Annotated in this window: 16 protein-coding genes and 2 pseudogenes; 9 read left to right on the forward strand and 9 right to left on the reverse strand. The window is 33.8% G+C overall.

Annotated elements, in window-relative coordinates; genetic code table 11:
- Nucleotides 1-96 (forward strand): annotated as a pseudogene (locus tag TY19_RS26670) (IS1 family transposase); the annotation flags it as partial.
- A gap of 121 nt (nt 97-217) precedes the next feature.
- Here the strand turns inward: TY19_RS26670 and TY19_RS00900 are convergent.
- Both TY19_RS00900 and TY19_RS12545 read right to left on the reverse strand, forming a co-directional pair.
- Nucleotides 218-1,705 (reverse strand): ankyrin repeat domain-containing protein, encoded by a 1,488-nt coding sequence (locus tag TY19_RS00900; protein WP_042279192.1) that lies wholly within the window; start codon nt 1,703-1,705, stop codon nt 218-220.
- Nucleotides 1,706-2,098: 393 nt separating this feature from the next.
- Nucleotides 2,099-2,538: pseudogene (locus TY19_RS12545) on the reverse strand (IS1 family transposase); the annotation flags it as partial.
- 1,140 nt (nt 2,539-3,678) lie between these two features.
- Between TY19_RS12545 and TY19_RS00915 the strand changes: the two are divergent.
- Both TY19_RS00915 and TY19_RS11460 read left to right on the forward strand, forming a co-directional pair.
- On the forward strand, nt 3,679-4,290 hold the full coding sequence (locus TY19_RS00915; RefSeq protein ID WP_042279199.1) for a type IV toxin-antitoxin system AbiEi family antitoxin domain-containing protein: 612 nt from the start codon (nt 3,679-3,681) through the stop codon (nt 4,288-4,290).
- 109 nt (nt 4,291-4,399) lie between these two features.
- Entirely contained in the window at nt 4,400-4,753 is a 354-nt protein-coding gene (locus TY19_RS11460) for a nucleotidyl transferase AbiEii/AbiGii toxin family protein (protein ID WP_226988451.1), read from the forward strand.
- Between the two features lie 117 nt (nt 4,754-4,870).
- Here the strand turns inward: TY19_RS11460 and TY19_RS00925 are convergent, their stop codons facing one another.
- From TY19_RS00925 to lon, 5 genes are read right to left on the reverse strand one after another with little or no spacing between them, the layout of a single operon-like run.
- Entirely contained in the window at nt 4,871-5,860 is a 990-nt protein-coding gene (locus TY19_RS00925; RefSeq protein WP_042279201.1) for a tyrosine recombinase XerC, read from the reverse strand.
- A 33-nt stretch (nt 5,861-5,893) separates the two neighbouring features.
- Complete coding sequence (locus tag TY19_RS00930) at nt 5,894-6,817, reverse strand: ribonuclease Z (protein ID WP_042279204.1); 924 nt, start codon at nt 6,815-6,817, stop codon at nt 5,894-5,896.
- Between the two features lies 1 nt (nt 6,818).
- Entirely contained in the window at nt 6,819-7,994 is a 1,176-nt protein-coding gene (locus tag TY19_RS00935; RefSeq protein ID WP_042279206.1) for a rhomboid family intramembrane serine protease, read from the reverse strand.
- 3 nt (nt 7,995-7,997) lie between these two features.
- Nucleotides 7,998-8,510 (reverse strand): adenylyltransferase/cytidyltransferase family protein, encoded by a 513-nt coding sequence (locus TY19_RS00940; protein ID WP_042279209.1) that lies wholly within the window; start codon nt 8,508-8,510, stop codon nt 7,998-8,000.
- A gap of 14 nt (nt 8,511-8,524) precedes the next feature.
- Nucleotides 8,525-11,032: an endopeptidase La gene (gene lon, locus TY19_RS00945; protein WP_042279212.1), complete on the reverse strand. Its 2,508-nt coding sequence runs from the start codon at nt 11,030-11,032 to the stop codon at nt 8,525-8,527.
- 742 nt (nt 11,033-11,774) lie between these two features.
- Between lon and TY19_RS00950 the strand changes: the two genes are divergently transcribed.
- From TY19_RS00950 to dnaJ, 6 genes are all read left to right on the forward strand, one after another.
- Nucleotides 11,775-13,913 carry a hypothetical protein gene (locus TY19_RS00950; protein ID WP_042279214.1) on the forward strand — a complete coding sequence of 713 codons (2,139 nt, stop codon included), beginning with the start codon at nt 11,775-11,777 and terminating at the stop codon, nt 13,911-13,913.
- A 58-nt stretch (nt 13,914-13,971) separates the two neighbouring features.
- Nucleotides 13,972-16,200: a hypothetical protein gene (locus TY19_RS00955; RefSeq protein WP_042279216.1), complete on the forward strand. Its 2,229-nt coding sequence runs from the start codon at nt 13,972-13,974 to the stop codon at nt 16,198-16,200.
- 209 nt (nt 16,201-16,409) lie between these two features.
- Entirely contained in the window at nt 16,410-17,558 is a 1,149-nt protein-coding gene (locus tag TY19_RS00960; protein WP_042279218.1) for a deoxyguanosinetriphosphate triphosphohydrolase family protein, read from the forward strand.
- Nucleotides 17,555-18,238: a tRNA (adenosine(37)-N6)-threonylcarbamoyltransferase complex dimerization subunit type 1 TsaB gene (tsaB, locus tag TY19_RS00965; RefSeq protein ID WP_042279220.1), complete on the forward strand. Its 684-nt coding sequence runs from the start codon at nt 17,555-17,557 to the stop codon at nt 18,236-18,238. Before TY19_RS00960 ends, tsaB begins: the two co-directional genes overlap by 4 nt.
- A 205-nt stretch (nt 18,239-18,443) precedes the next feature.
- Nucleotides 18,444-18,623, forward strand: a complete 180-nt coding sequence (gene rpsU, locus TY19_RS00970) for a 30S ribosomal protein S21 (protein ID WP_011175017.1) — start codon at nt 18,444-18,446, stop codon at nt 18,621-18,623.
- Nucleotides 18,624-18,809: 186 nt separating this feature from the next.
- On the forward strand, nt 18,810-19,970 hold the full coding sequence (dnaJ, locus tag TY19_RS00975; RefSeq protein WP_011175018.1) for a molecular chaperone DnaJ: 1,161 nt from the start codon (nt 18,810-18,812) through the stop codon (nt 19,968-19,970).
- Nucleotides 19,971-20,106: 136 nt separating this feature from the next.
- On the opposite strand, the gene TY19_RS00980 is transcribed toward dnaJ, so the two are convergent.
- Both TY19_RS00980 and TY19_RS00985 read right to left on the reverse strand, forming a co-directional pair.
- Nucleotides 20,107-20,880 (reverse strand): MBL fold metallo-hydrolase, encoded by a 774-nt coding sequence (locus TY19_RS00980; protein ID WP_042279225.1) that lies wholly within the window; start codon nt 20,878-20,880, stop codon nt 20,107-20,109.
- A gap of 390 nt (nt 20,881-21,270) precedes the next feature.
- Nucleotides 21,271-23,820 (reverse strand): FtsK/SpoIIIE family DNA translocase, encoded by a 2,550-nt coding sequence (locus tag TY19_RS00985; RefSeq protein WP_052354708.1) that lies wholly within the window; start codon nt 23,818-23,820, stop codon nt 21,271-21,273.
- Nucleotides 23,821-23,823: the final 3 nt, after the last annotated feature.

The following is a 23,823-nucleotide window of genomic DNA, read 5'->3' on the forward strand; positions in this document are numbered from 1 at the left end:
CACTTTCATTTTCTAAAAAACTAACTAATCACATTGGGTTAATAAAATACTTTATTTGTGATTAAAATAAGACAATTGAGAGCCTTACCTATTTAGCACTACCCAGAAAACTGCAACAAGCTTTTTTACTTGGAAGAGAAAGCCAACCGCATTAAAGCGAAATTGCGTTGGCTAATTTATACAAACAGCTTGCGTTTAGATATGCAAAGAAGAATGCTTATTGTAGCTGTGGAGGAATACGATAATAATTTTGAATACAAGGCATCTCTTTCAAATAATTCCAAGTTTGGACATAATTTAACCGTTTTCCTCGTTGAATTTTTTCCCGCTCTGAATCACTAATAAATGTACGATCAAATTGATCAGGATATTCTTTAAGTGGAAGAGATAAAGCACCTAATTTCACCCACTTTTTTTTAAGCCCTCGTATTGTAAGAGGTTCGCTCACTAACTCGGCTTCCGCTAAAAATACATGTCCCAAAGTATTTTTTAAAAATAGAAACCGAATCGTTCCATCATGTGACAAAAAAACGTCAGCTTTTAAACGGCCATAAAGAGAGCTATCTATAAATTGCGATCTTTCATTATTGGTAAAATCGGGACTTTGTTCGAAAACTAGAAAATCATTTGAACGGGGGTCTTTTGGTAACTCTTTAGGGCCTAGAAGAATCATATTATTTTTATGGGTTTCTGGAAGCCCTGAAATGTCAACACTATTTAAAGACGCATCATCTGTACTTTCAGCTCCTATAGCGGTTGTCTCAATTTCATTGGTAAGAAATCCTGATGGACTTTCGAACCTATCAAACTGATTAACATCTTTCTCACTCCAAGCCACAACCCTATTGAGGAATTCTCCTATATGCTGTTCGTTTGAAATTTGAGCAACACCTTTTTGTAAAATTTTAAAGATTTTTAAGTTGATTAAAATAGGAAGAGGTAGCCATTCTTCACCATGTACCGACTTTCCAATCCATCCAGGAAATTTTTTATCGGTTCTTCTCCAAACAGATTGTGATTGGCTAAGCCAAAATAAACGGGGATAAATTTTTTCCGATTTTTCTACAAAAGAAAAAACAAGGGGCTTTCTTTCAAAGAAGGTTTTTACTAAACTGAAACAGTTTGTAAAGTGATAAATAACTTTATTGCATTTAAAACTATTTTGAATATTTAAATTTAATGATTGCAGATTTAAAAGCAATCCTTCAAATTTAGGATTTTTACCTTTTTTACAAACAATTTTTTTCGTAAGTAAAGCTTTAGGTAAGTTCAAATAAGCAATAACACCTTGATGATTTTTGATTTCAGCGTAATCAAGAGCAGTTTTACGTGATAAACTTTTTACTTTAAGTAACGAATTAAGCCGATCAATAGGCATTAAAGTAGTAAGTGCTTGGACTGCTTCAATATTTCCAGCGATTGCACATTCGTGGATTAGTTTCCTTCCCTTTCGATTTGTTTCCCTAAATATTTTTTCTTTAATTGCTTTTATAATTTGATCAATTGAAGAATTTCTATGATCTGTTATGCCACACTTTTTTAAAATTCTCGTTAACTGAATGACATTGTCTTTATTTACATAAAAAAAATTATTATCAATTTGATTTAAATCAGAAAGTAGATTTTTGGGATCTATAATAGGTGATTTTTTCTCGATAGTATTTAAAAAACTATCAAATTTTTCACGCGAATTAATAGGACTCATAATTCTCCTTTTTGGCAACTTTAACAAGGAATGAACTTTAAAAAATAACATCAAGCGGCAATACTTGCTGTTGTCATGCTTTCAACTTGATAGGATTTGTTTATAATCTTATTAAAAATATTTATTGATAGGATGTAGTTTTTTTTAACTTAAATAAAGCAATGAAAAGTATGCTTAAAATTTTCAGTTAAGAATTAATGTTTCAAATATCCGCTTATCAAGCGGTGTTCTTTGAAAATAATAATACTTAATTTTTAAAAAGTAAAATAATAAACAAAAAGTTTTTAAATATTGATACACTTTATCAAACAAAAGTTTATCCGAAGCCAGGTAGTGCTAAATAGGTAAGGCTCTCAATTGTCTATTGTGATCACAAATAAAATATTTTATTAACTAAATGGGATTAGTTAGCTTTTTAGAAAATGAAAGTGTTTTCCTTACAAATCTTTCATACCTTTGTCTTAAGAGTACAATTAAATCTTTCTACGTCGCTTGTCTGGCCAGATAGCTTGCTAACTGCTTGATGTTTGCTCCAAAGAATGGTTTCATCATAGACATTAAATTTATCCGTGAAATAGAGGGCTTTTTTTAAGGATTCAGGTCGTTTGCAAAAAGAAGCTCAGCGGTTTTTTTGTCCCGAGGATCTAATTACCTAGCCAACACTTGGCAACTTTTTTATGAAAAACGAACCATAGCCACAGATCATTTTTCTTATTTCCTGCCAAACTCCATCGCTCGTCTCCTTCAAATTTAGCCACTTCTAGCTCATCGCCCTCATGACAAGTGACTTGTACATTTAAATCCCGAGGTAAATCATTGATAATAAAATCAATTCTTTGTTTGTTAATAATTTTAGCCCCATTATTTACCATACTTTGAATTAAGACATTAGTTTATCCAATTAGAGTAGTTTATTGGAATAGCCTTACTTATTTAGTACTACCCGAAGCCGTCCAAAAGAAATACATAAATCTTGTATTATTGAATTTTGTCTTAAAAAGTTTTCAAATAATGAAAATAAACCAACGATCTAAAATTGAAAGAAAAGATTAAGGAGGAAATACAAAATTTATTTATTTTTCATAACTTATTGTTTTAATTTTTAGCCTACTTGAGTTTTTGGCGCTTTTGCCATTGATTTTGTAAGATTCAAAATAAATTGCTTTTTACTCAAAAAGAATGAGCAAAAATCTTTCAGGTATAATTAGTCTGTATCGCCATAGGAAATGTGAAATGCCTAAATCTAGGATAAACTTTTTATTTTGCTTTTTCATTTTTCAAAAATTCAATCTGTTCCTTAAGAAATTGAATCTCTTTACTCATTATATCGTATCTTTGAAAAAATCCGCGGCGGAGATTATTCTACGTTTCTTTCAAATCGTGCATTTCTTTCCAAAACAAAATATTTTCTTCTACAGGAGTGCCTACATCCCAAAGATTTAATTGCCTTTCTGTGCCCATAAAAATACCTCTAATCTTTTAACGTCTTCAAAGCCATTGAGTGAATTTAAATATCTCCCACAAATTCTAGTAGACATGTGATCGTAACTTGTGTAGTTAACGAGTATTGCCTGAATAGCTTCTAATAGACTACTAGTCTGATTGTTACAGTTCAAAACTTTTTTTATCTACAAAATTTTTCCGCAATATTTGTTAGATTTATTTTCTGCTATTCCCGACATCGGTTCTAGTAAATATGGAAAAGATGTCATTCTTAATCAGAAAAGCAATATTTCTTTAAGTGCAAAATTACCAGATGTTCTAGAAGTTGTTATAGATTCTACAGCCTACTTAGAAATAAATATCATTTTTGCAAGAAGGATGCGTTTAAGCATTAAATGATTTTTAAAATTACGCAAGCGTAAGTCAATAAGGCAATTATTCAAATAGCGAATTCTTTCAAAGTTATTAACACTTTTTAAATTTTAGTACATATTTACGGATATAATTTATTAAATCCGTAATTTTGTACTATGAAAAAAACAAATCTTGAATTAGCCATAGCAGCTTTCCGAAATGCAGGAGGCATTCTCACAATGTCGGAAGCTATGTCTCTTAGAATCCATCGTCGAGAGTTATATACCTTTAAAGATAGAGGAGAACTTGAGGTTGTTAGTAGAGGCTTGTATCGACTGACTGAAACAGCGGATCCTTCGCTACCCGATTTTATTCCTATAGCTAAAAAAATTTCAACCGGGGTTATCTGTCTTATTTCTGCCTTGGCATTTCATGAAATTACAACCCAGATTCCCTATTTCGTTTACGTTGCTTTGCCAAGTCAGGCTCATAAGCCTGCAATTTCTTACCCACCCATTCGTTATTTTTGGTACAATGAAAAGCTTTTAAAAACCGGGGTTCAAGAACATGCAATTGATGGTTGTGTAATCAAGATTTTTGATGTTGAAAAAACGCTTGTCGACTGTGTAAAGTTTCGAAATAAAATCGGAATGAATGTCGTTCTCGAAGCTCTAAAAATGTATCGGTACAGTAGAATAATAAATCTCGATAAGCTTTTTGAATATGCTAAATTATTTCGTTTTGAGAAGATTTTGAAGCCGATTATGGAGGCGATCACCAGTGGATAAGACAATTGAAAAACCAAAAAATAATCTTGGTGAATCAATACGTCAATGATTAAAAAATTTATCAGAGCAAAGTAACCGCCCATTCGATGAAATTCTTCGTTATTATTCAATTGAACGATTTCTATATCGACTTAGTATTAGCCCATACGCTAAGAAATTTTTTCTTAAAGGTGGTCTCATGCTAAAAGTTTGGGATTCAATGGGTCATAAAGCTATTATGGATATTGATTTACTTGCTAAAACTTCTAATCAAATTAACAACATACATCGCATCATTAGAGAAGTTGCAGAATTGACATGTGATGAAGATGGAATTACTTTTGATACGCAACGACTCATTCTTCGCAACACCCAAACAGGTGGGGATTATGCCGGTATAAGTAGCAGTTTTACAGCAAGGCTATTTACAGCAAAAATTTTGCTTTTCCTGTCTTGCATCACCCTTCTTCTTTACCAAATTTGATCCGCAGTTTGTAGATTTCATTGCTCTTCTCGGCTTGAATTAGAACAATTACTCTATCCAATTAGATCAGTTTATTGGAATAGCCTTACCTATTTAGCACTACGAACAATTGAGAATTTAAGCTCTAGGGTGAGCATCGGCATAAACTTTCTGTTTGAGTTTTGTTGAAACCTGAGTATAGATCGTGGTAGTGGATAATGAACGATGTCCTAGAAGTAATTGAATCGTTTTGAGATCCATTCCATTTTCAAGCCAATGTGTAGCAATTGTATGACGGATTGTGTGAGGAGTGACTTTACCAGCTAACCCACTTTTCGTCAGATACAAGTCAAACTTTCGATCGACGGATCGGGTGGTCAAACGGGTACCCCATTTATTTAAAAAAATTGCATTTGGATCAGATTCAGCTGAGTGAGTCTCTAAATTTTGATAACGCTCTATGTGTAATAGATAAGACTGGATCCATTTTGCAGCATTTTTAGTGATGGGAATAAGGCGTTGTTTTTTTCCTTTTCCTTTAAGCTTAATAGTCAAATTAGAATAATCAAAATCTTGCCGATCTAAGGAAACAAGTTCGCTCACTCGCAGACCTGAACTATAAAAGAGTTCCATGATTGTTCGGTCACGAAATCCTAGATAGGATGTAGTGTCTGGTTGTTCGAATAACAGACTGACTTGTTCATAACTCAAGGAAACAGGAAGTTTTTTATTCAGCTTGGGGCTTTCTAACTCTTCTGTAGGGTTTATTTGAATCAAATTTTGCGTTTGAAGATATCTAAAAAAACTTCTTAAAGAAGAAAGGCGTCTTGCAATCGTTCTTTTATTTTGTTGATTGGCACTTAACCATGCTAAAAACCCTCGAATAGTTTTACGATCGATGTCTTTCAATTTTAAAATATCATCATGACAAGATTGACGTTGTTGATAACTTTCGCGAGCACAAATTTTAGGGCTAATATGTTCTAATTTATCTTCAGCAAATATTTGCTTTTCCTGATAATTTTTGAACAAATTTAGATCAATCGCATAATTTCGAATTGTATGCTCAGAAGCATTTTTAGCAACTTTTAAATGTTCAAGAAATTGATAACAAGCCGCAATATACATGAATTTACCTTGCTCATATAAGACTATAAAATTTTATTGCGATTTCAAATTAACTTTCGTAAAAGGAAATGTGATCAAATCGTTTGCCACAAAAGTATTAGCAAAAATAGTTCGAGCTTCTTGTTCAAATAATTTTAAATTTTGATAGCGAGCAGAAAAATGAGTTAAAATTAACTGCTTGGCATTGGCTTCTTTTGCAATCAAAGCTGCTTGCTTTGCTGTTAAATGACTATGCAACCGGGCCAATTCTTTGTGTTCTTCTAAATAAGTACTTTCGCATAAAAGTAAAGTTGCATTACGAGCGATGTCAATAGCATTTTGGCAAGGAAGTGTATCTATCACTACAGAAAATTGATCTCCTTTTCTAATCCAGCTAACATCATCTAAATAAATGGTTTGCCCATCTAAGTTTAATTGTCCTTTTTCTTGCAATTCCTTGACTAAAGAGCCTCTGACGCCCCGATCAATAAGTTTTTGATTATCGAATTTTCTCGTGTCTGCTTCTGTAATACGCCAACCGATATTTTCTATACCGTGTTGTAAAAAAGCCGCTTCAATTTTGAATCTTCCATCATCTTCGACTAAACCTGCTTTAGAAACTGGGTGCTCTACCACATGAATCATTTCATGATAAATTGTTCCATAGCGCAAACGATCAAAGTATTTTTTGCCGCTTGCAGGGTAATAACAATGAATCGGATGGCTCACTTTGTCTAAATTGAGGCGCATTAAAATGGACCCTAATCCTAAACAATGGTCTCCATGAAAGTGAGAAATGAAAATTCGATTGATAACACTAGGAGCAATATTAGCAAAGATAAACTGTCGTTGAGTTCCTTCGCCAGGGTCGAATAAAAACCCCTCCCCATTCCATCTTAATAAATAGGCTCCATGATTACGAAAGCGTGTAGGTTGCTGACTTGAGCAACCAAGAATGGTTAGATCTCTTACAGACATATTAAGAATGGCTCCAACTGAAAAAATCCAATCGTCCCAAAATGATGCCGATTAAAGCCCCGCTGAGATGGGCTGTATTAGCAATATTGGGAGCGATTTCAATTTGAAAGAATTTTTCTAAAAACAAAGAAACTAATTGTAAAAGGGCCATCCCTATAATGAAGAACATCATAAAAGAAAAAGATAAGCGATCTAATTGATACCCTTCCCAAGGAGTTTGATTCTGTCTGATCCAGATAAATGTTAACATGGCACATAGAATTCCTGAAAAACCCACAAAATTTGAGCCACTCATCAAATATTGGGATGTATTTGAAAAAATTCCCGTGATTAAAATGAATAACAAATACCGTGAAGCTTTTAATCGCAGTTCAAGTTGTTTTCCAAGGACCATTAACCAAAGCATATTGAAAAATAAATGAAAAATATCTCCGTGAAGTAAAGCAGGTGAAAAAAGGCGCCAAATTTGACCTTCACGAATCTTTTCGAACAAGGGGGGAGCTAAATCCCCTTTTAATGCGTTTTCAGCTCTATTTTTTACAAATATTTCTTCGTAAAAACCTTTCCAAAAGGGAGTATGATGAATTTTTTGAAGTAAAATTTGTGCTTCCAAAGTTAAATTTGTGGGGTCTTTTAATCCTTCATAACCATACATATCAATAAAACGATTAATGAGTTCATAAAAGTGAGGGTAGTCGTAAAGAAGGGTTTGATCAATAGGAGAAGAAACTAAACTTACAACTGATGTATTGGCTGGAATAGGAACAGAGGGTTTAATCAATTGAGTAGTAGCAAAAAGAATTGAACAAAGAATGAGAAAGCTACGGGTTATCCATCCCATTGTTGCTGTTTCCCAGCCATGTGTTTTTTGTGTTGAAGATGGTTCAATTTCTGGATTAGAGATTGGAGATGGGGAGAATGAAGAAGATGAGATAGGCTGAACAAAATGAAAAATAGGGTCGGAGGGGTTTTCTTTGAAATGAGTCAACCACTGAATGGCTTGCTCTACTTGATCTTCGTCATGAATCCATATCTTACATTGACTCGAGCCGTAATCTGCACTACCCCAATCATAATTAGGTTCCATTTCTAGTTGATGTGCTATTTCTTTTTGATGAAGAAAAGATGAGAAAGTTAGTCCTTTTTTTTCATCTTCTAAGATGCCGATTATACGCATGATTCAAATTAGCCCCTGAATTTTTTTTATAATAGAAGAAGTAGATAGGCCTGGCATGAGGGGAACAATATGAATTTTTCCTCCATTTTGACAAACAGTTTCAGCTTCGATACATTGATGGCCATATTCAGAACCGTTGACATGGATATCAGGTTTAATTTCAGAAAGTAGGTGACAAGGATCCATTTCTTCAAACCAAGTCACGAAATTTACAAACTCTAATGCAGCCATCATTTGAAGTCGATACTCTAAAGAAATCAAAGGGCGATTTGGGTTTTTATAGCGCTTAATGGATTCATCACTATTTAGTGCGACAATTAATACGTCACCTAATTGAGATGCTTCATAAATAATTTGCAAATGTCCCGCATGCAGGAGATCGAAAGAGCCGTTCAATGTGACAATTACTGCCTCATTTGAACGAAGCGAGGTAATTTTCTGATTCAATTCCTCAGGAACAATGACTTTTTGTTTATAGGCAATTGACCACGGAACTAACTCAATTGTTTTGCTCATCACTTACCCTTCACTTAACAAAGCTTCATTTGGTGTTTATTAGGAAAAGAAATTTTAAAGACTTGATCATAATGGTCAACAAAATGCACGGTAATTCCTTTTCGAATATATTCTGGGAGTTCTTCATAATCTCTAAGATTATCTTTTGGAAAGATTAAAACTTTTAGTCCCGAACGTCTAGCGGCAACAAGTTTTTCTTTCACTCCACCAATTGGAAGAACGCGGCCTGTTAAAGTAAGTTCTCCCGTCATCCCTAAATTATCTAAGACAGGGGTATCTAAAATTAAAGAAAGTAAAGAAGTCACCATAGTTATTCCAGCTGAAGGCCCATCTTTTGGTGTAGCTCCTTCAGGGATATGAATATGAACTTGCGATTTTTCAAAAAATGTATATCCAGGAGCGTATTTGTGAATTGAAGAATGGACATAGCTCCAAGCTATCTCAGCCGACTCCTTCATCACATCACCTGCTTGACCTGTTAATTTCATAACTGTTTTTTCGCCGGCAACTTTGATGGATTCAATATAAAGTGTAGCTCCTCCCATTGCCGTCCAGGCTAATCCCATGCAAACTCCGACAGGCGTTCTTTCATAAAAACGATCGCTGGTGAAGACCGGTTTACCTAAATAATCTTTTAAATTTGAGGGAGTAATCGAATGTTTAGTCGGAACAAATGCGATAGGTTTTTTGCTTCTGGAAGATTTTTTCTTTTTAGCTTGCTCTTTATCGTTTTCTTCTTGTTCTCTAACAATGTTGACAGCAAGTTTTCGCAATATTTTTTTGAGCAGATTTTCGAGATTACGTACCCCAGATTCTCTAGCATAGCCATTGATAATAGATCGAAGCGCTTCTTGAGTGAAGGAAACTTCTGATGCTTTTAATCCCATTTCTTTTCGATTGCGAGGAATGAGGTACTTTTTCGCTATTTCTAATTTTTCTTGCATGATGTAACCAGATAAGCGAAGAATATCCATCCGATCTTTTAAGGGTTCGGGAATGGTATCTAAAACGTTTGCAGTTACGATAAATAACACCTCTGATAGATTGCAGCGTACATCAAGGTAATGATCTAAAAACTCAGCATTTTGTTCTGGATCTAAAACTTCTAAAAGGGCAGATGCCGGGTCTCCCTGAAAACTTTTTCCCATTTTATCCACTTCATCAAGCATGATAACAGGATTCATTGTTTGACAATATTTTAAGGCTTGAATCATTTTTCCAGGCATAGCGCCTACATAAGTACGACGATGCCCTTTGATTTCCGCCTCATCTCGCATTCCTCCAACAGAAAAACGATAAAATTTCCTGTTAAGAGCTCTGGCTATACTTTTTCCAATGCTGGTTTTTCCTACACCTGGAGGGCCAACTAAACAAATAATACTACCTCGAACACCTTTAGCTAATTTACCCACACCAATAAACTCTAAAATCCGTTGCTTGATATCTTCTAAACCATAATGATCATGAGCTAAAATTTTTTCAGCTTCTTCTAAATTGTGGTTTTCTTGACTATAAATACCCCAAGGTATTGCTGTTAGCCAATCTAAATATCCTCTTACTACGCTATATTCAGCTGATTGCATGTCTAAAACGCTTAATTTCTCAAGCTCTTCTGTAATCACTTTCATAACATCAGAAGGGACAACTCTTTCTTTTAATCTTGTCTCGAATTTTTCTCGATCAAGCGATTTATCATCTCGCTCAATTCCCAATTCTTTTTTAATTGTTTTAAGCTGTTCTCTTAAGAAAAAATCTTTTTGGCTTTTATTAATCGTTGCTTCGATTTTTTGATTGATATTGTGTTGTAAGATACTAATATCGAGCTCTTTTTTAAGTAAAATCAAGGCTTTATCGATACGTTTTCGAATATCAAATGTTTCTAAAACATCTTGCAATTCTTCTCTAGAAGCAGTTGTCAAAGCAACTGCGAAATCAGCCAACTTACCAGGTTCTGTAAAGTCAGAGTGCCCTAAGAAGATTTGAAGCTCTTCTTTAAAGAGAGGATTGAGTTTTAAAAGTTCTTTAATAGTTGAAAGAATACTAATAGCATAAGCTTTTAATTCGGTGGTCAGAATAGGATCATCTTCTATATAGCTAACATTGGCTTTAAGAGTTTTTGTTTCTGAGGTGGGTTTTTCAATTTTAATTCGTCGTTCCATGTTCAGGATTACTTGCGCACCCCCTTGTTCCATGGGAATAATTCTCAAAACTCTAGCCAATACACCAATTTGATAAAGATCGGAGAATCCCACCTTATAAATTTCTGCTTGCTCAGAACGTGTTAGTACTAAACCCACACATTTGTGATCAGATTTAGCAACAACCTTTAATACCTCGTAAAAAGGACCTGGCTCAATGACTAAAGGAGCTGCCATTCCTGGAAAGAAAGGACGACGTAAAAGAGGAAAAACATGAACTTGTTCTGGAAGCTGCCCATTTTTTTTACTAAGCTGATTATCTTCCAGGGAATTCAAAGCATTTTCAAATTCTGTTTCTAGTGCGTCAATTGGTTCTTCCAGCATTTAGCATCCTAATAAAGAAAGTTAATGGATTTCTTTCTAAACATTTAGTTTATTTTTGGGAGTGTATTTTTCCCTATAAAGATAAGTGTTGAATATCTAGAAATCTCTGTTTAAGTAACTAAAACAGCGATTTGTCATGATTTTGCATTAACGATGTAATTTTCCAACTTAGTCAGTTTACAGGTTTAAGACTAATTATTCAATCTTAGGAGATAACTTCACAAATTTTCTTGTAAAAATGGATTAGATTTTTATAGTTGTTTGATTGCCAAGTTGTTCACATTGAGCGTCTGATAAAAAAGATTTGTTTATAATTTGAAAATTGTTTATGGAGATCTAAACCATGCAATTCTTTTCAAAAAGGCCTAGTAGAGTTGATAACATAAATTTGAGATAGAAGAAATTGCTATGGGAATACATAGAATAAGCCTATTAAAAGCATAGGGTGAACTATTGTTTGATCCAATTCATCAGATTATTTTCTATAATAACGTGACATTAAATTTTTAAATAAAAAAAGTTTTCATCCAATTTTTTTTAGATCAGAATTTAAAGCTTTTTAGGAAGAAAGCGATTTTGGCTGATATTAAAAATAAAGCTGCTAATTAAGTTTTTAATCCTAGTAGCAGCCCAATTAGTTATAAATAACCCAGTTTATCAAAAACTTTTGCTAGACAAGTTTATAAAAAATAATTAGACAAATATTTCTTAAAGTTTTTTCGATTTAATTAAGGATAGAAAAATGGAACCTCTTGGTCATTCGCAAACAATTTCTATAAAAACACCTCAAATAATTTGGAAAGTAAAACGTTATGATGCGTTACTAGAACAAATCTTGGAAAATTTTAAAAATTATCTAATATCTCAAGAATCTTTACTTAATTGGATTGTTCATGATTTTAATAATATCAATTTACAAAATACAATAATCCCTATTATTAAACATTTGTTTGTTAATAGACTAAGGAAACCTGATCGATCTAGTTCTGAATATTTAAATTTTCAACGAGAACACTACAAAAAATTTTTAAAAATTTTAAGAACAGCTGTGGAATGGTCCGAACTGAATCGCAATGAAGCAGTAACTGAACATGTGTTTGCATTTTGTCATATTCTTTATACAGAAACACATTTTAATCATTGTACTCAAATTATTTTTAGGACGTTTATTCAATTAGGCACTGCGAAGCTTAGCAAAGAAAAGGTAAAATACCCCCTTCCATATGTAAAAGGATTTGACAAACATCGGATGGTAAGAGGATTGGAGGTTCAATATCAAAGAATTGCCTCAGTTGACGACTCTGTACAGACAACGAGTGTTTTTACTCGCACAACAAATAGTTTGATTGGTTACATGAATGGGATTAGCCTTTATGATTTTGACCCCAATATGCAATCTAATCCTATGCATCTTCTCATGAATTTAACAATTAATATTCAAGGTCAAACTTTTTGTACTAAAAATTTAGCATTAGGTTCTCCGACGATCGAAAATGGATCGGGTGTAGCGACCATTAATCCTGAAATGAGGGGTTTACTTTCCTATTATCGGCAAAAAGAAGTTGAGTGTGGGCTTTTGTATTTGAATTACCAAAATTGCCGTAATCAAGTTAGTCGATTAGCTGCAGATGAAAAGCCTCGATGTCTTGCTATTCATGATTTAGGCGATCAATTTAAAGAATTTTATGTTCTCACATTATCTCACAATAGCCCTTTTTATGAGCAAATTGGCCATGATATTGAAGATTTAACTGCAAGCTCAGTAAAAAGTAAAATTTGGGCAGATTTATGTACAACAGGTTCTGAAGTATTTAAATATTATTTACCATTGGATCATGGGTTATCAGAGTGGGTGAAAGCCACTTTAAATCTTGTTCATACCACGCAATTTGATAAATGCAAAATTTTTACAGAAGACACTTTGAAGTTATTTATTGAAAAGTTTCATCATACATTAATTATTAATGCAAAAACTTGTTTTGGTCTTACTTTGGGATACTCTATCTACCAACCTGGGTCTTTTTTTAAAAAACATTTGATCACCGAAATATTTGATGGAAATCCTGAAGAAACAGGATATTGGATTCCTCAAAAATTAGTAGAGGCAACAGATTTAAGAAATTTTGGGATTGAATTGGCAGATCATATTCATTCAATTATTTTTCATAATAGAGATGATTTAAGCCCTAGTGAAAGGCGTATATTTCTTAGTTTCTTCTATAATTATTTGACAAATTATTGTTTAATTCGTTTACAGCCAAAGGCGATGGCTGGTGTTTGTAAAGGTAGAATTGATCGAGGCGTCGCGCGCATGGGCGCATCAATTGCTGAAATGATTGTTCTAAAAGATCAAGAAAATGACCCACAAATAATTGAATTTTTTGAAATGCTTCTTTTGGTTCGATCCCTTATTGTACGTAAAAGAGTTATCAAACGTGAGAGGTTATTAGAGTTAATTGAGTTTCTTCAATTTTTGCATGATCATAAATCACAAGTTAAAAAACTTTTTAAAGTTGTTTTTCCAGATGTATCCATCAACTATGATTTACTTTTATCTAAGCCAGAAACTGACTTAAAAAATGTTTTTGAAGATCACTATTTTTTAACCACATTGATTGAAATTATTTTGCCAGATTTATTAGAAGAGGAAAAATTCTTAAAATTTCTCATAGAATTTGCAAAGGAGTCAACTGAAGAATTAGGTTCTGACAGGAGATTTCCAAAGGTTTTAAAAGATTTTATCTTAGATAAAAAATTCTTAAATAACCCAAAAAAATCTACGTATACACTTCTAAATAAGCTACAGCGTTATCCAATCTTTGTCAAAGAGTTATTTAAAGAGTTAATCAAAAGAGACATACTTGAATCAGCTATTGAGTAAAAGTTAGTTGAGTAAGAGGAAGGATAATTTTTGTAATAATTAACATTCAGGGTAACATATGCTAGGTTTGAGTTTTATATTTCCAAAAACAGAGTCTGCTTATTTGGAAGGTTGCAAAGAGCTAGAATGGAAAGTTGTTCGTTATGAAGAGTTAATTAAACAACAGATAGAGATTCTTGGAAAACTTTTACTAAAAACAGACGGATTAATTGAATATGTAGTTAAACACATCTCCAATGAAAACGTAAAAAATACCTTGTTTCCTATCATTCAACATTTATTTTCTCAAACGTTTTCTCAAGAAACTTCTAGATTTAATGAAATTTATTTAGATCAAAAAAGGCAATCATATAAAAAATTTATTTCTCTTCTTAGAAAAGCCCTCGATTATTTTGAAAAAAATCGACATGAACTCATTGCTAGAAATGTTTTAACTTTAGGTTATAAATTTTATTCCCAAACTCGCTTCAATAATTGCGGCGCTGAAATTTTTAATAATTTAATGGAATTTGGAAAAAAAGCAACTCTTGAACAACCTAATATTTCTACAATAGTTCCTAATGATAGCCGTTATAAGCTAATCTTTGGATTAGAAATTATTCGTCAGCGAATGCTAGAATTGGAAAAAAATTCTGTATTGACGGCAACTTCGTTTGGTCGTTATCAAGGTCAATATCAATCTTCTGGGAAACTATTTTATGGTTTATTTGATCCCCATATACAAGGAAATTTTGTTTCTTTAAAAAGAAAGATTTGTGTTTATCAACCGGCAAACAAGTTTTGTGTTAAAAATCTGATGATGCCTTCCCCGACTATCGAAACAGGTGGCCCTGTCTCAATAAATTCAGAAATGCGTGCTTTTCTAACTCTGTGTCGAGAAAAGCAAAAAACGATACTTTATATTAACTGTCAAGACAAATGTCCAAGCGTAGGATTGATAGCAGGAGATGACTCTTATCGTTGTCAAGCTATTGAAACATTAGCAGAAGAATTTGCAAATACTTTATTTTTAATTACTCTAACCCATGATCATCCTTTTTATGAGCAAATAGGGCATCAGATAGACACATTAAATAGTCAGCTGGTCAAAAAGGCCATATTTGATCAAATTTTTAACCCTAATTTTCGTCAATTTGAGGATTATATACTGCCTACAGAGGAGATAAAAAAATGGATGGTAATCACTTTTGATGTGATTCATGCAAAAAAATTTAGCAATTGTGACCATTTTTCGGATGCACAAGAACGTGATTTTTTTATTGAAGAATGTCATCTAGCATTAATACAAAATGAAGAAATGCTTCGATTAGGGTATTCAATTTATCATGATACAGAGCATTTTAAAAAAGAATTATTGAGGCAAATCTTTATAGAGGATAAGCAAAAAAGTGGGAACTCCGTACCAGAAAAAATAGTTCTTATAAAAGAAAGTCAAAAATATAGATTTAATCTAAAACATTGGTGCTTGATATTAACGGATCAAATTCATGACGTGTTATTCAATAAACAAAAAGTTCTTTCTCCAAAAGAAAAACGGATTTTTATTCGCCTTTTTTATAACTATCTAACCATGCAATTATTAGTTTTTATTGAACCTAAATTTCTAAATATGAGTTCTACAAATTCAACCGATAGATCCATTAGCTTTGAAGAAATGTTTGCGCATGAGTTGATAGTGAAGGGATTGGAAGATAATCCTGAAATGATAGCTCACTTTGAAATGTCTATTCATTTGCGTGCTATGATGATTTGTAAAAGAGCCGTTGGCGAAAAGCAACTGAATCGACTTTTAGAAACAATTTTGTTTATGCTTGATCACAAAGACCAAATAAAAACATTATTTGCAAAAGTATTTCCGAATGTAAATTTTGAAAATGATATATTAGAGAAAACAAAAAAATCCTCACTTCCAAGCTTATTTCAAAAGGAACAATTTAAAAATTTTCAAATGGAGCACATTTTACCAGAATTGATGAAATCTAAAGAATTTCAAAAATATTTAAAAGAAACTGTTTTTTCTGTTTTTTTAGGAAGTGAAAAGTTCCGAGAAATTTTTCAGTCCGAAACATTTAAATATTATTTGGGAAAAACAGTGCATTTGCCTGATTTGAATGATGAGCATGCAATTAATGAATTTTTACAAACTCAAGCTCAAGCTATTGATTCAGCATTAGCAAGCCCTGATTGTCAAACACTTTTAATCCAAGCATTTTTGAAGGAATCCGCTTCTTTAAAAGAATATTTAGAAACATTTATTTTGCGACAAATCAAAAATATTAAATATTAGTTATTTAAAAGCGATTTTTTTTGATTAGAATGAAATTTGAATGCGTTAACAAGTATTTGAATTGATTGTTAGATGAAAATTTTCCAATTTTTAATCCTTTTCTTTCGAATTTTAATTATCTATCCTTAAAATAAGTAATTTGGAAGGAAGCCAAAGATATTCACTCAATAAATTCATAACACAGTTGACTCATTGGCAATGGAGAAAGAATGTTTAATACACAGGCTGTAAAAGCTCTTGCGCATTATCGTCGATTAGCTGAACAGAAAGAAGAAGAACAGCTATTTATTCATGCTGCATTTTCTAAAGACCATTGTCGGCAAGGGGGCCCCGAGAATGATCATCGTATGCCTTATAAAAGAGATGTCGATCGTATTATTCATTCAAAAGCCTACTCGCGGTATGTTGATAAAACACAAGTTGTGTATTTAGTTAACAATGATCACATTACACATCGCAGCTTGCATGTGCAACTTGTCAGTAATTTTGCCAGAGGAATTGCAGAAATATTAGGATTAAATTTAGATTTAGTAGAAGCTATAGCACTTGGGCATGATGTGGGACATCCGCCTTTTGGACATGAAGGTGAAGACTATCTTTCTACTTTATCTATAGAGTATGGAAATGGTCCCTTTTGTCATGCTTTACAATCTTGCCGTTTATTCACCGAATTAGAACCTCTTAATTTAGGGTTGGCGGTTTATGACGGTTTTTTGAGCCATGATGGAGCAATGGCTGGAGCTTTTTTAAAACCTAAATTTGGTAAAACTTGGCAAGATCATTTAGACGAGAGAGAGCAGAAAAAAATAAACCTTGATTTGAATATTATGCCAGGTACTTTAGAGGGATGTTTAGTCAAGCTTTGCGATACAATGAGTTATGTCGGTCGTGACATTGAAGATGCCATCAATTTAGGTATTTTAAAAAGAAAAGATATCCCTGTTACCTGTTTGGGAATCACTAATAAAGATATCTTAAGCTTTTTAGCAGCAGACGTCATTCAAAATAGTTATCATAAAGAGTATATTACTATTTCAAAAGAAGCTTTTGAAGCTTTAAAAATACTCCGCCAATTTAATTTTCAACATATTTACGTGCATCCCCAATTAAAGGTAGAATCTTCAAAAATTAAGTGTAGTTATCGAATTTTGTTTGAATGGCTTCTTCAAAATTTGGAAGCTAATCGAGAAGAAAGTTATGTATGGAAACACTACTTAAGAAAACGGACTGAAAATTATTTATCTCAAACCAACTCTGTTCAAATGATCGTAGATTATATATCAGGAATGACAGATAACTTTTTTGTTCGTACCTTAGAAAAAATTATTGTTCCTAGTAAAATCGAGATTGACAAATGAGTCGTTTTTTATTGATTGAAACAAGTACGGAAAGAGGGGTTTTTGGCCTTTCACAAGATGAAAATATTCTTTTCTGTGAAGAACTACCTTTTGGGACGACTCAGTCTCGTTTTTTGATGCCTCGATTGGCTGAGTTTATTCAACAGAATTCCTTACGTTCTGAAGATTTAACTTTTATTGGCATAGGGACTGGGCCTGGCTCTTATACGGGAATTCGTGTAGGTATGTCTGTGGCTCAAGCTTTGTCTTATAGTTGGAAAATACCTCTTGTCGGCGTGTCAAGTTTAGATGGTTTTGTTCCATCTAAAAAGAATGTTCCTTTTGCAGCTATCATTGATGCTCGAATTGGAGGTGCTTATGTACGCAAAGGCATATTAACTGACCAGGGGATTGATTATTTATGTGAACCCTCGATTTACTCTCTTGCAGAGTTGGGAACTTTTTTAAAGGACGTCAAAATTTTAGTGACTCCTTTCTTTCAATCATTGAAATTAAAATTAGAGAAGCAATATCCAGACCTAACGTGGACCTGGGAGGAAAAAGCCCCCTCCTTAGATGCTTTAGCTCATAGAATGAATCTGGCTTATCGAAACAAAGCTTGGACAAATAAGGGGCATTTAGAGCTTTTATATTTAAGAGAAACGGAAGCTGAACGAGAAAAAAATAAATCATCATCTTAACTAAGCTCTTCTTTTTAACGTCAAATTATTCTTTGAATATTCAAATTTATCCCCTGCTTTTTGCAAGAAGTCTATTGATTAATATCCTCTATTTCAGGTAGCATAATCGCTATCTGTGTAAGAAAAAGATAAGTATTGACTGGCAAATCTTTGAAAAAAGGTTTATTCCAGCAAATTTAACACTTAGAAATTAGGAAACAACTCAATGTCACTTGTAAAAGTCCGTATAGGCGACTCAATAGATAAAGCTCTCCGTGCCTTGAAGAAACGTCTCGATAAAGAAGGAGTTATGAAGTCTGTAAAAGCACATCGTTTTTATTCTAAACCTTCTATCAAAAAACGTGCTAAATCTAAAGCTGCTTTAAAATATAAGAAACAACGTTAAGAGCCTTACGCTTACAAAGCTTACGCCCTTATGATGCATAAATAATTATTCTATAAGGGTATCAATTTTACCTTAAATATTAATATTTAGTTGTTTAAGGTATTTAACCTTTTTTAGAAAATTTTTCGTAGTATTTTATTGCGAAAATTCAAAAAATTAATCCTTCAAAATAAAGTAGTAGATCTTATGGCTGACTATTACGAAATTCTAGAAGTTGCACGTGGTGCGACTCCCGAAGAAATCAAAAAAGCATACCGAAAAAAGGCTGTTCAGTATCATCCTGACAAAAATCCCGGTGATGCAGATGCTGAAAAACGATTTAAAGAAATATCGGAAGCTTACGAAGTTTTAAGCGACGAAAAAAAACGACAAGTTTACGATCGTTACGGCAAAGAAGCTTTGCAAGGAGCTGCTGGTGGTGGACAAGGTTTTTCATCCATGGACGAAGCTCTGCGAACCTTTATGGGTGCGTTTGGAATGGGTGGAGGCGGAGAAAGTATTTTCGACTTTTTTGGCGGTGGAAATGGAGCTGAATTTGGAGGCCGAGAAGGGGGTAGAGGGGCTCGTCAAGGAGCCAGCAAACGCGTTAACATTAACGTCTCCTTTGAAGAAGCGGTCAAAGGTGTCGATAAAGAGCTTGTGATTTCTAACTACGCAAATTGTAATGTTTGCAATGGTAAAGGCTCCTCCTCATCACAAGGAATTAAAACCTGTAGTGAATGTAAAGGCAGAGGTCAAGTTTTTGAACAAAGAGGTTTCTTTAGCATGACAATGGCTTGTCCAAAATGTCATGGAGAAGGAAAAGTTATTACCGACCCTTGTAAAAACTGCAAAGGACAAGGTGCTGTTAAAGAAAAACAACACATTAAAGTTCATATTCCAGCTGGTGTAGATAGCGGAATGCGTTTAAAAATGAGCGGGTATGGTGATGTAGGACAACATGGTGGTCCTGCAGGAGACTTATATGTGTTCATCAATGTAGAACCACATGAGATTTTCGAGCGAGAAGGGAACGATATTTTATTAGATTTACCCATTAGTTTTGCTGAAGCTGCCCTTGGTTGTAAAAAAGAAGTGCCGTCTTTGACCAATCGAGCGTGCCGTATTACCATTCCAGAAGGAACGCAAAATGGAAAGATTTTCCGAGTAAAGGGTGAAGGATTTCCCAATGTACACGGACATGGAAAAGGAGATTTACTAGTACGTATATTTGTCGAAACACCCACCCGTTTAAGCGAGCGTCAAAAAGAGCTTTTACAAGAATTCAGTGAACTTGAAGGACCCAACAATCTTCCTAAAAGAAAAGGCTTTCTAGATAAAATTAAAGAATTTTTTTCACCGAACTAATTATTTTAATTCAGCATCGATGGTTCGACTATCGATGCTGAGTTTAGCACCTAGATAACCAACATATAGATAAATCAATAGATTTCAAAAATCATGCGTTTCCCAAAAAAAGTTATTGATTTAACGGCTAGCATAGTTAGAAAAAAATTGGCTTACTGATTTTTTCTTGTGATGCTACGCACATTTCTATATCAATCCCATGATTTTGCAAAACTCCTTTTACCACACCTAAAGCCGTTTCAGGACTATTACATTCATTTGATAGATGAGCTAAATGAACATGTCTAAGTTTTGGATGATAAATCTGAGAGAGTAAAGTGCCGCAAGCCTCATTAGACAAATGTCCACTACGACTAAGGACACGTTGTTTATAAACCATTGGTCGAGGGGAGGCATGTACCATAGAAGGTTGATGGTTAGATTCAAGATATAAGTAATCACATCCTTGAAGTTTAGCTTGAACAAGAGAGGTTGCAAAACCAAGATCAGTACAAAATCCAAGTTTTAGATCATTCAAACGAATTGTAAATGCTACCGGATCAATTGTATCATGCTGAATCGTAAAAGGATGAACTTCAATGTCTTTAAATTCAAAAGTTTCTCCAGTAGAGAAAATCTTAAATTTTGGACAATTGCGAAATGCTTCAACAATACCTTTGGCTGTTTCATGATTGGCTAAAACAGGGATTCCTAATTTATAAGCGAGTACTTTTAATCCTTGGATATGATCAGAGTGTTCATGAGTAATTAAAATTGCATCGATATCAGAAATATCAACATTGATTTCTGCAAGGCGGTTTTGAATGGCTTTGGCACTTATACCCGCATCAATAAGAATTTTAGTTTGAGAGGTGCCGAGATAGATACAGTTTCCTTTGGACCCTGATGCGAGTGGGCAAAATCCCTTCATAATCACCTAGTTTTAATCATTTAAACAGTCATTTATCAGAAAGGCGGATTTATAACATATTTAAAGATTAGTTTTCTTGCGAAATTTACTTCAATGCACTATTCATGCTTAATTAAAGACGAGAATCTCAAGTTTTCTCAGAATTTAATTTTTGGCTGTTTACTTAAGTCTGAGTTTTAATTTTTTAGTTAGAAATCACTTAAGGGTTAGTAGGTTTTTTTTGATTAACTTATCGCAGAATAAAAAAATTTATTCAGAATTTAAATGCAAGCCATGATTTAATCCAATTTGAATGAAGACATTTTAGAGGCGAAACTGAGTAGTCCATTCAGTTATTCCATCCTTACCATATTGGACTTAATAAAATCTGAAGAGCACAAATAAAATTGATCATTCCATTAATTCTGCATCTACTAAGTCATCTTCTTCGGATACCGACTTCGCAGCATAAATTTTACGTGGACGGCTACCTTCCGCAGGTCCAACAATGCCTTGCATTTCTAGCTGGTCCATTAAACTCGCTGCTCGTGCATATCCAATTTTTAGTTTTCTTTGAAGAAAGGTAGTAGAGGCATTTCCTGTACTCAAAATAATATCTTTAGCTTGCTCATATAAACTATCTAGTTCAAGACCTTGTTCTAAGCCATTAACTAGGCCATCCAAACTCGCATGGTATTGATCAAATGATTGGATAACATAGTTAGGAGGAGCTTGATCACAAATATGTTGAACAACAGCTAAAATGTCTTCATCTCTGACAAACGCTCCTTGTGCGCGTGTTAAATGAGACGAACCTGGAGGAAGGAAAAGCATGTCGCCATTGCCCAATAAAGTTTCAGCACCTGTTTCATCAAGAACAATTTGACTATTAACGCGGCTAGCGACTTTGAAGGAAATTCGGGTTGGAAAGTTAGCTTTAATTAAACCTGTAATAACTTCTCGAGAAGGTCGTTGAGTGGCTAAAATTAAATGAATACCTACGGCACGGGCCATTTGAGCAATACGGGCAATCGGTGTTTCAATATCATTGCTAGCAACCATCATTAAATCGGCTAATTCGTCAATAATCCCTACAATAAATGGCATATGCGTAGGGATTTCCCTTCCTAAATTAGCTTCTTGCTCTTGATTAATTGTTCGTTTATTAAAAGTATCGATATTACGCACCCCCACCATTTTGAGAACCTCGTAACGGCTTTCCATTTCTTTCACGAGCCAATTTAAAGCAGCAGCAGCTCCTTGAGGTTCTGTGATAACAGGAGCAAGCATGTGAGGTAAACGTGTATAAGGAGTGAGTTCCACTTTTTTAGGATCGACCATAATCAATTTGATTTGATCAGGTTTGGCATTTAAAACAATGGACATAACAATTGTGTTTATACAAACTGATTTTCCAGAACCTGTGGCTCCTGCAATAATGCAATGAGGCATTTTTGCAAGATCACTCATAACATAATCGCCATTAACAGCTTTTCCAAGTAGAATAGGAATGTTAAGTTTTTGTGTTCCTTGTTGATAAGCTAATAGCATATCTTTAAAACCTACTTCTTGAGGTTGTGCATTAGGAACCTCTATTCCAACGGCTGCTTTGCCTGGAATGGGGGCAATAATTCGAATCGATTTTGCTTCCATGTTTAAGGCTATATCGTTGTCGAGAGTTTTTATTTTTTGAACTTTGACTCCGATTGCTGGATGGACTTCAAAAGAAGTGATAGTTGGGCCACAATTAATTTGACCAACCTTTGCCTCTATTCCAAAGCTAAGTAATGTTTCTTCTAAAACTTCTGCTTGTCTTTTCAAATCTTTTTTTAAAGAAGATTGATCGACCTTTTTAGGATTTGTCAAAAGAGTGAGCGACGGGAGATTATAGTTTGTGAAATCTCCATTATAAACGCTTTGTGCGACTAAAGCAGCTTCGCGTTTACGAAGTTTGGGATCGCTGATCTCCTTGGAAAGTTCGGGTCGTTTAAAAGCTTCACGATGATCAGATTCAAGATAATTTTCTAGAGATTCTTTTTTTCTTGGACGAGCCAAAGTTTGTGTTTCAATTATTTCTTCTTGAAAGTCGTCATCCGTTTGTTCTTTCCTTGAAAGTGATGGTCGAACTTTAAGATTTTGTTCTGGTTGAATGGCTAATAAATCTGAAGGGGCTTTTGGGTTTCCTTCTTGAAAATGCGTTGTAGGAATGCGAAGTTTCACAAAGCGAAGGAAGTCACTGTCAGATTCTTCTAGGGATTTTTTCTCCTCTTTACTTTCTTTTTTTTCTAACATTGATGTTTCTTCAGCTTTGTTTACAGTTGGATTACGATTAGCCCATTCTTTTTTAAATCTATCAAAAATCTTTTGAAAAAGAGGAAGGAGGCGAATTTTAAATAAAAAAAGGAGACTTGCGATAAGTGTACTTGAAAAAATAAGAGCAACACCAACTGTGTTAAAAATATGATTTAAATTGAAAGAAGGTAAATCTTGGTAAAGAAAAAAGAAAGGAGCTCCTCCTAAGTGATATCGCATAGATTTAATCCATAAACCTGGGTAAAAAGTGCGACCAATAAAATCTCCAAAGGTTGGGTAGTCACTTTCAATTAGACTCAGGAGCATACTCGTTGAGATTAGCGTTATGGCTACGTAAATATTTTTTAACCAGACAAAATGAAGATTTTTACTGAATAATTGTCTCCAACCCATCCAGCCAATATAAAAAACTAGAAGGTAACTAGATAGACCAAGGAATGCATGTAGAATCCATCCTAATTTATCACCCATGACTCCTAATAGATTTTTTGAGTCGGGAGCAATGGCATAACTCATCAAACTAAGTAATAGAATTACTGCGAACGAAAGGGAAAGAAACCCTTTTGTTTCAATAGTCATTAAAGAAATGGCTTCTTCTGTATAAACATTCTTTTGTTTTTTTTTAGATGATTTAGTCTTTTTTGCCATGAT

Source organism: Candidatus Protochlamydia sp. R18, assembly GCF_000648255.1.
GTDB lineage: Bacteria > Chlamydiota > Chlamydiia > Chlamydiales > Parachlamydiaceae > Protochlamydia > Protochlamydia amoebophila.

Coding starts and splice junctions, on each gene's coding strand:
- TY19_RS00900 (WP_042279192.1), bottom strand. CDS start 1,705: ATGAGTCCTATTAATTCGCGTGAAAAATTTGATAGTTTTTTAAATACT.
- TY19_RS00915 (WP_042279199.1), top strand. CDS start 3,679: ATGAAAAAAACAAATCTTGAATTAGCCATAGCAGCTTTCCGAAATGCA.
- TY19_RS00925 (WP_042279201.1), bottom strand. CDS start 5,860: ATGTATATTGCGGCTTGTTATCAATTTCTTGAACATTTAAAAGTTGCT.
- TY19_RS00930 (WP_042279204.1), bottom strand. CDS start 6,817: ATGTCTGTAAGAGATCTAACCATTCTTGGTTGCTCAAGTCAGCAACCT.
- TY19_RS00935 (WP_042279206.1), bottom strand. CDS start 7,994: ATGCGTATAATCGGCATCTTAGAAGATGAAAAAAAAGGACTAACTTTC.
- TY19_RS00940 (WP_042279209.1), bottom strand. CDS start 8,510: ATGAGCAAAACAATTGAGTTAGTTCCGTGGTCAATTGCCTATAAACAA.
- lon (WP_042279212.1), bottom strand. CDS start 11,032: ATGCTGGAAGAACCAATTGACGCACTAGAAACAGAATTTGAAAATGCT.
- TY19_RS00950 (WP_042279214.1), top strand. CDS start 11,775: ATGGAACCTCTTGGTCATTCGCAAACAATTTCTATAAAAACACCTCAA.
- TY19_RS00955 (WP_042279216.1), top strand. CDS start 13,972: ATGCTAGGTTTGAGTTTTATATTTCCAAAAACAGAGTCTGCTTATTTG.
- TY19_RS00960 (WP_042279218.1), top strand. CDS start 16,410: ATGTTTAATACACAGGCTGTAAAAGCTCTTGCGCATTATCGTCGATTA.
- tsaB (WP_042279220.1), top strand. CDS start 17,555: ATGAGTCGTTTTTTATTGATTGAAACAAGTACGGAAAGAGGGGTTTTT.
- rpsU (WP_011175017.1), top strand. CDS start 18,444: ATGTCACTTGTAAAAGTCCGTATAGGCGACTCAATAGATAAAGCTCTC.
- dnaJ (WP_011175018.1), top strand. CDS start 18,810: ATGGCTGACTATTACGAAATTCTAGAAGTTGCACGTGGTGCGACTCCC.
- TY19_RS00980 (WP_042279225.1), bottom strand. CDS start 20,880: ATGAAGGGATTTTGCCCACTCGCATCAGGGTCCAAAGGAAACTGTATC.
- TY19_RS00985 (WP_052354708.1), bottom strand. CDS start 23,820: ATGGCAAAAAAGACTAAATCATCTAAAAAAAAACAAAAGAATGTTTAT.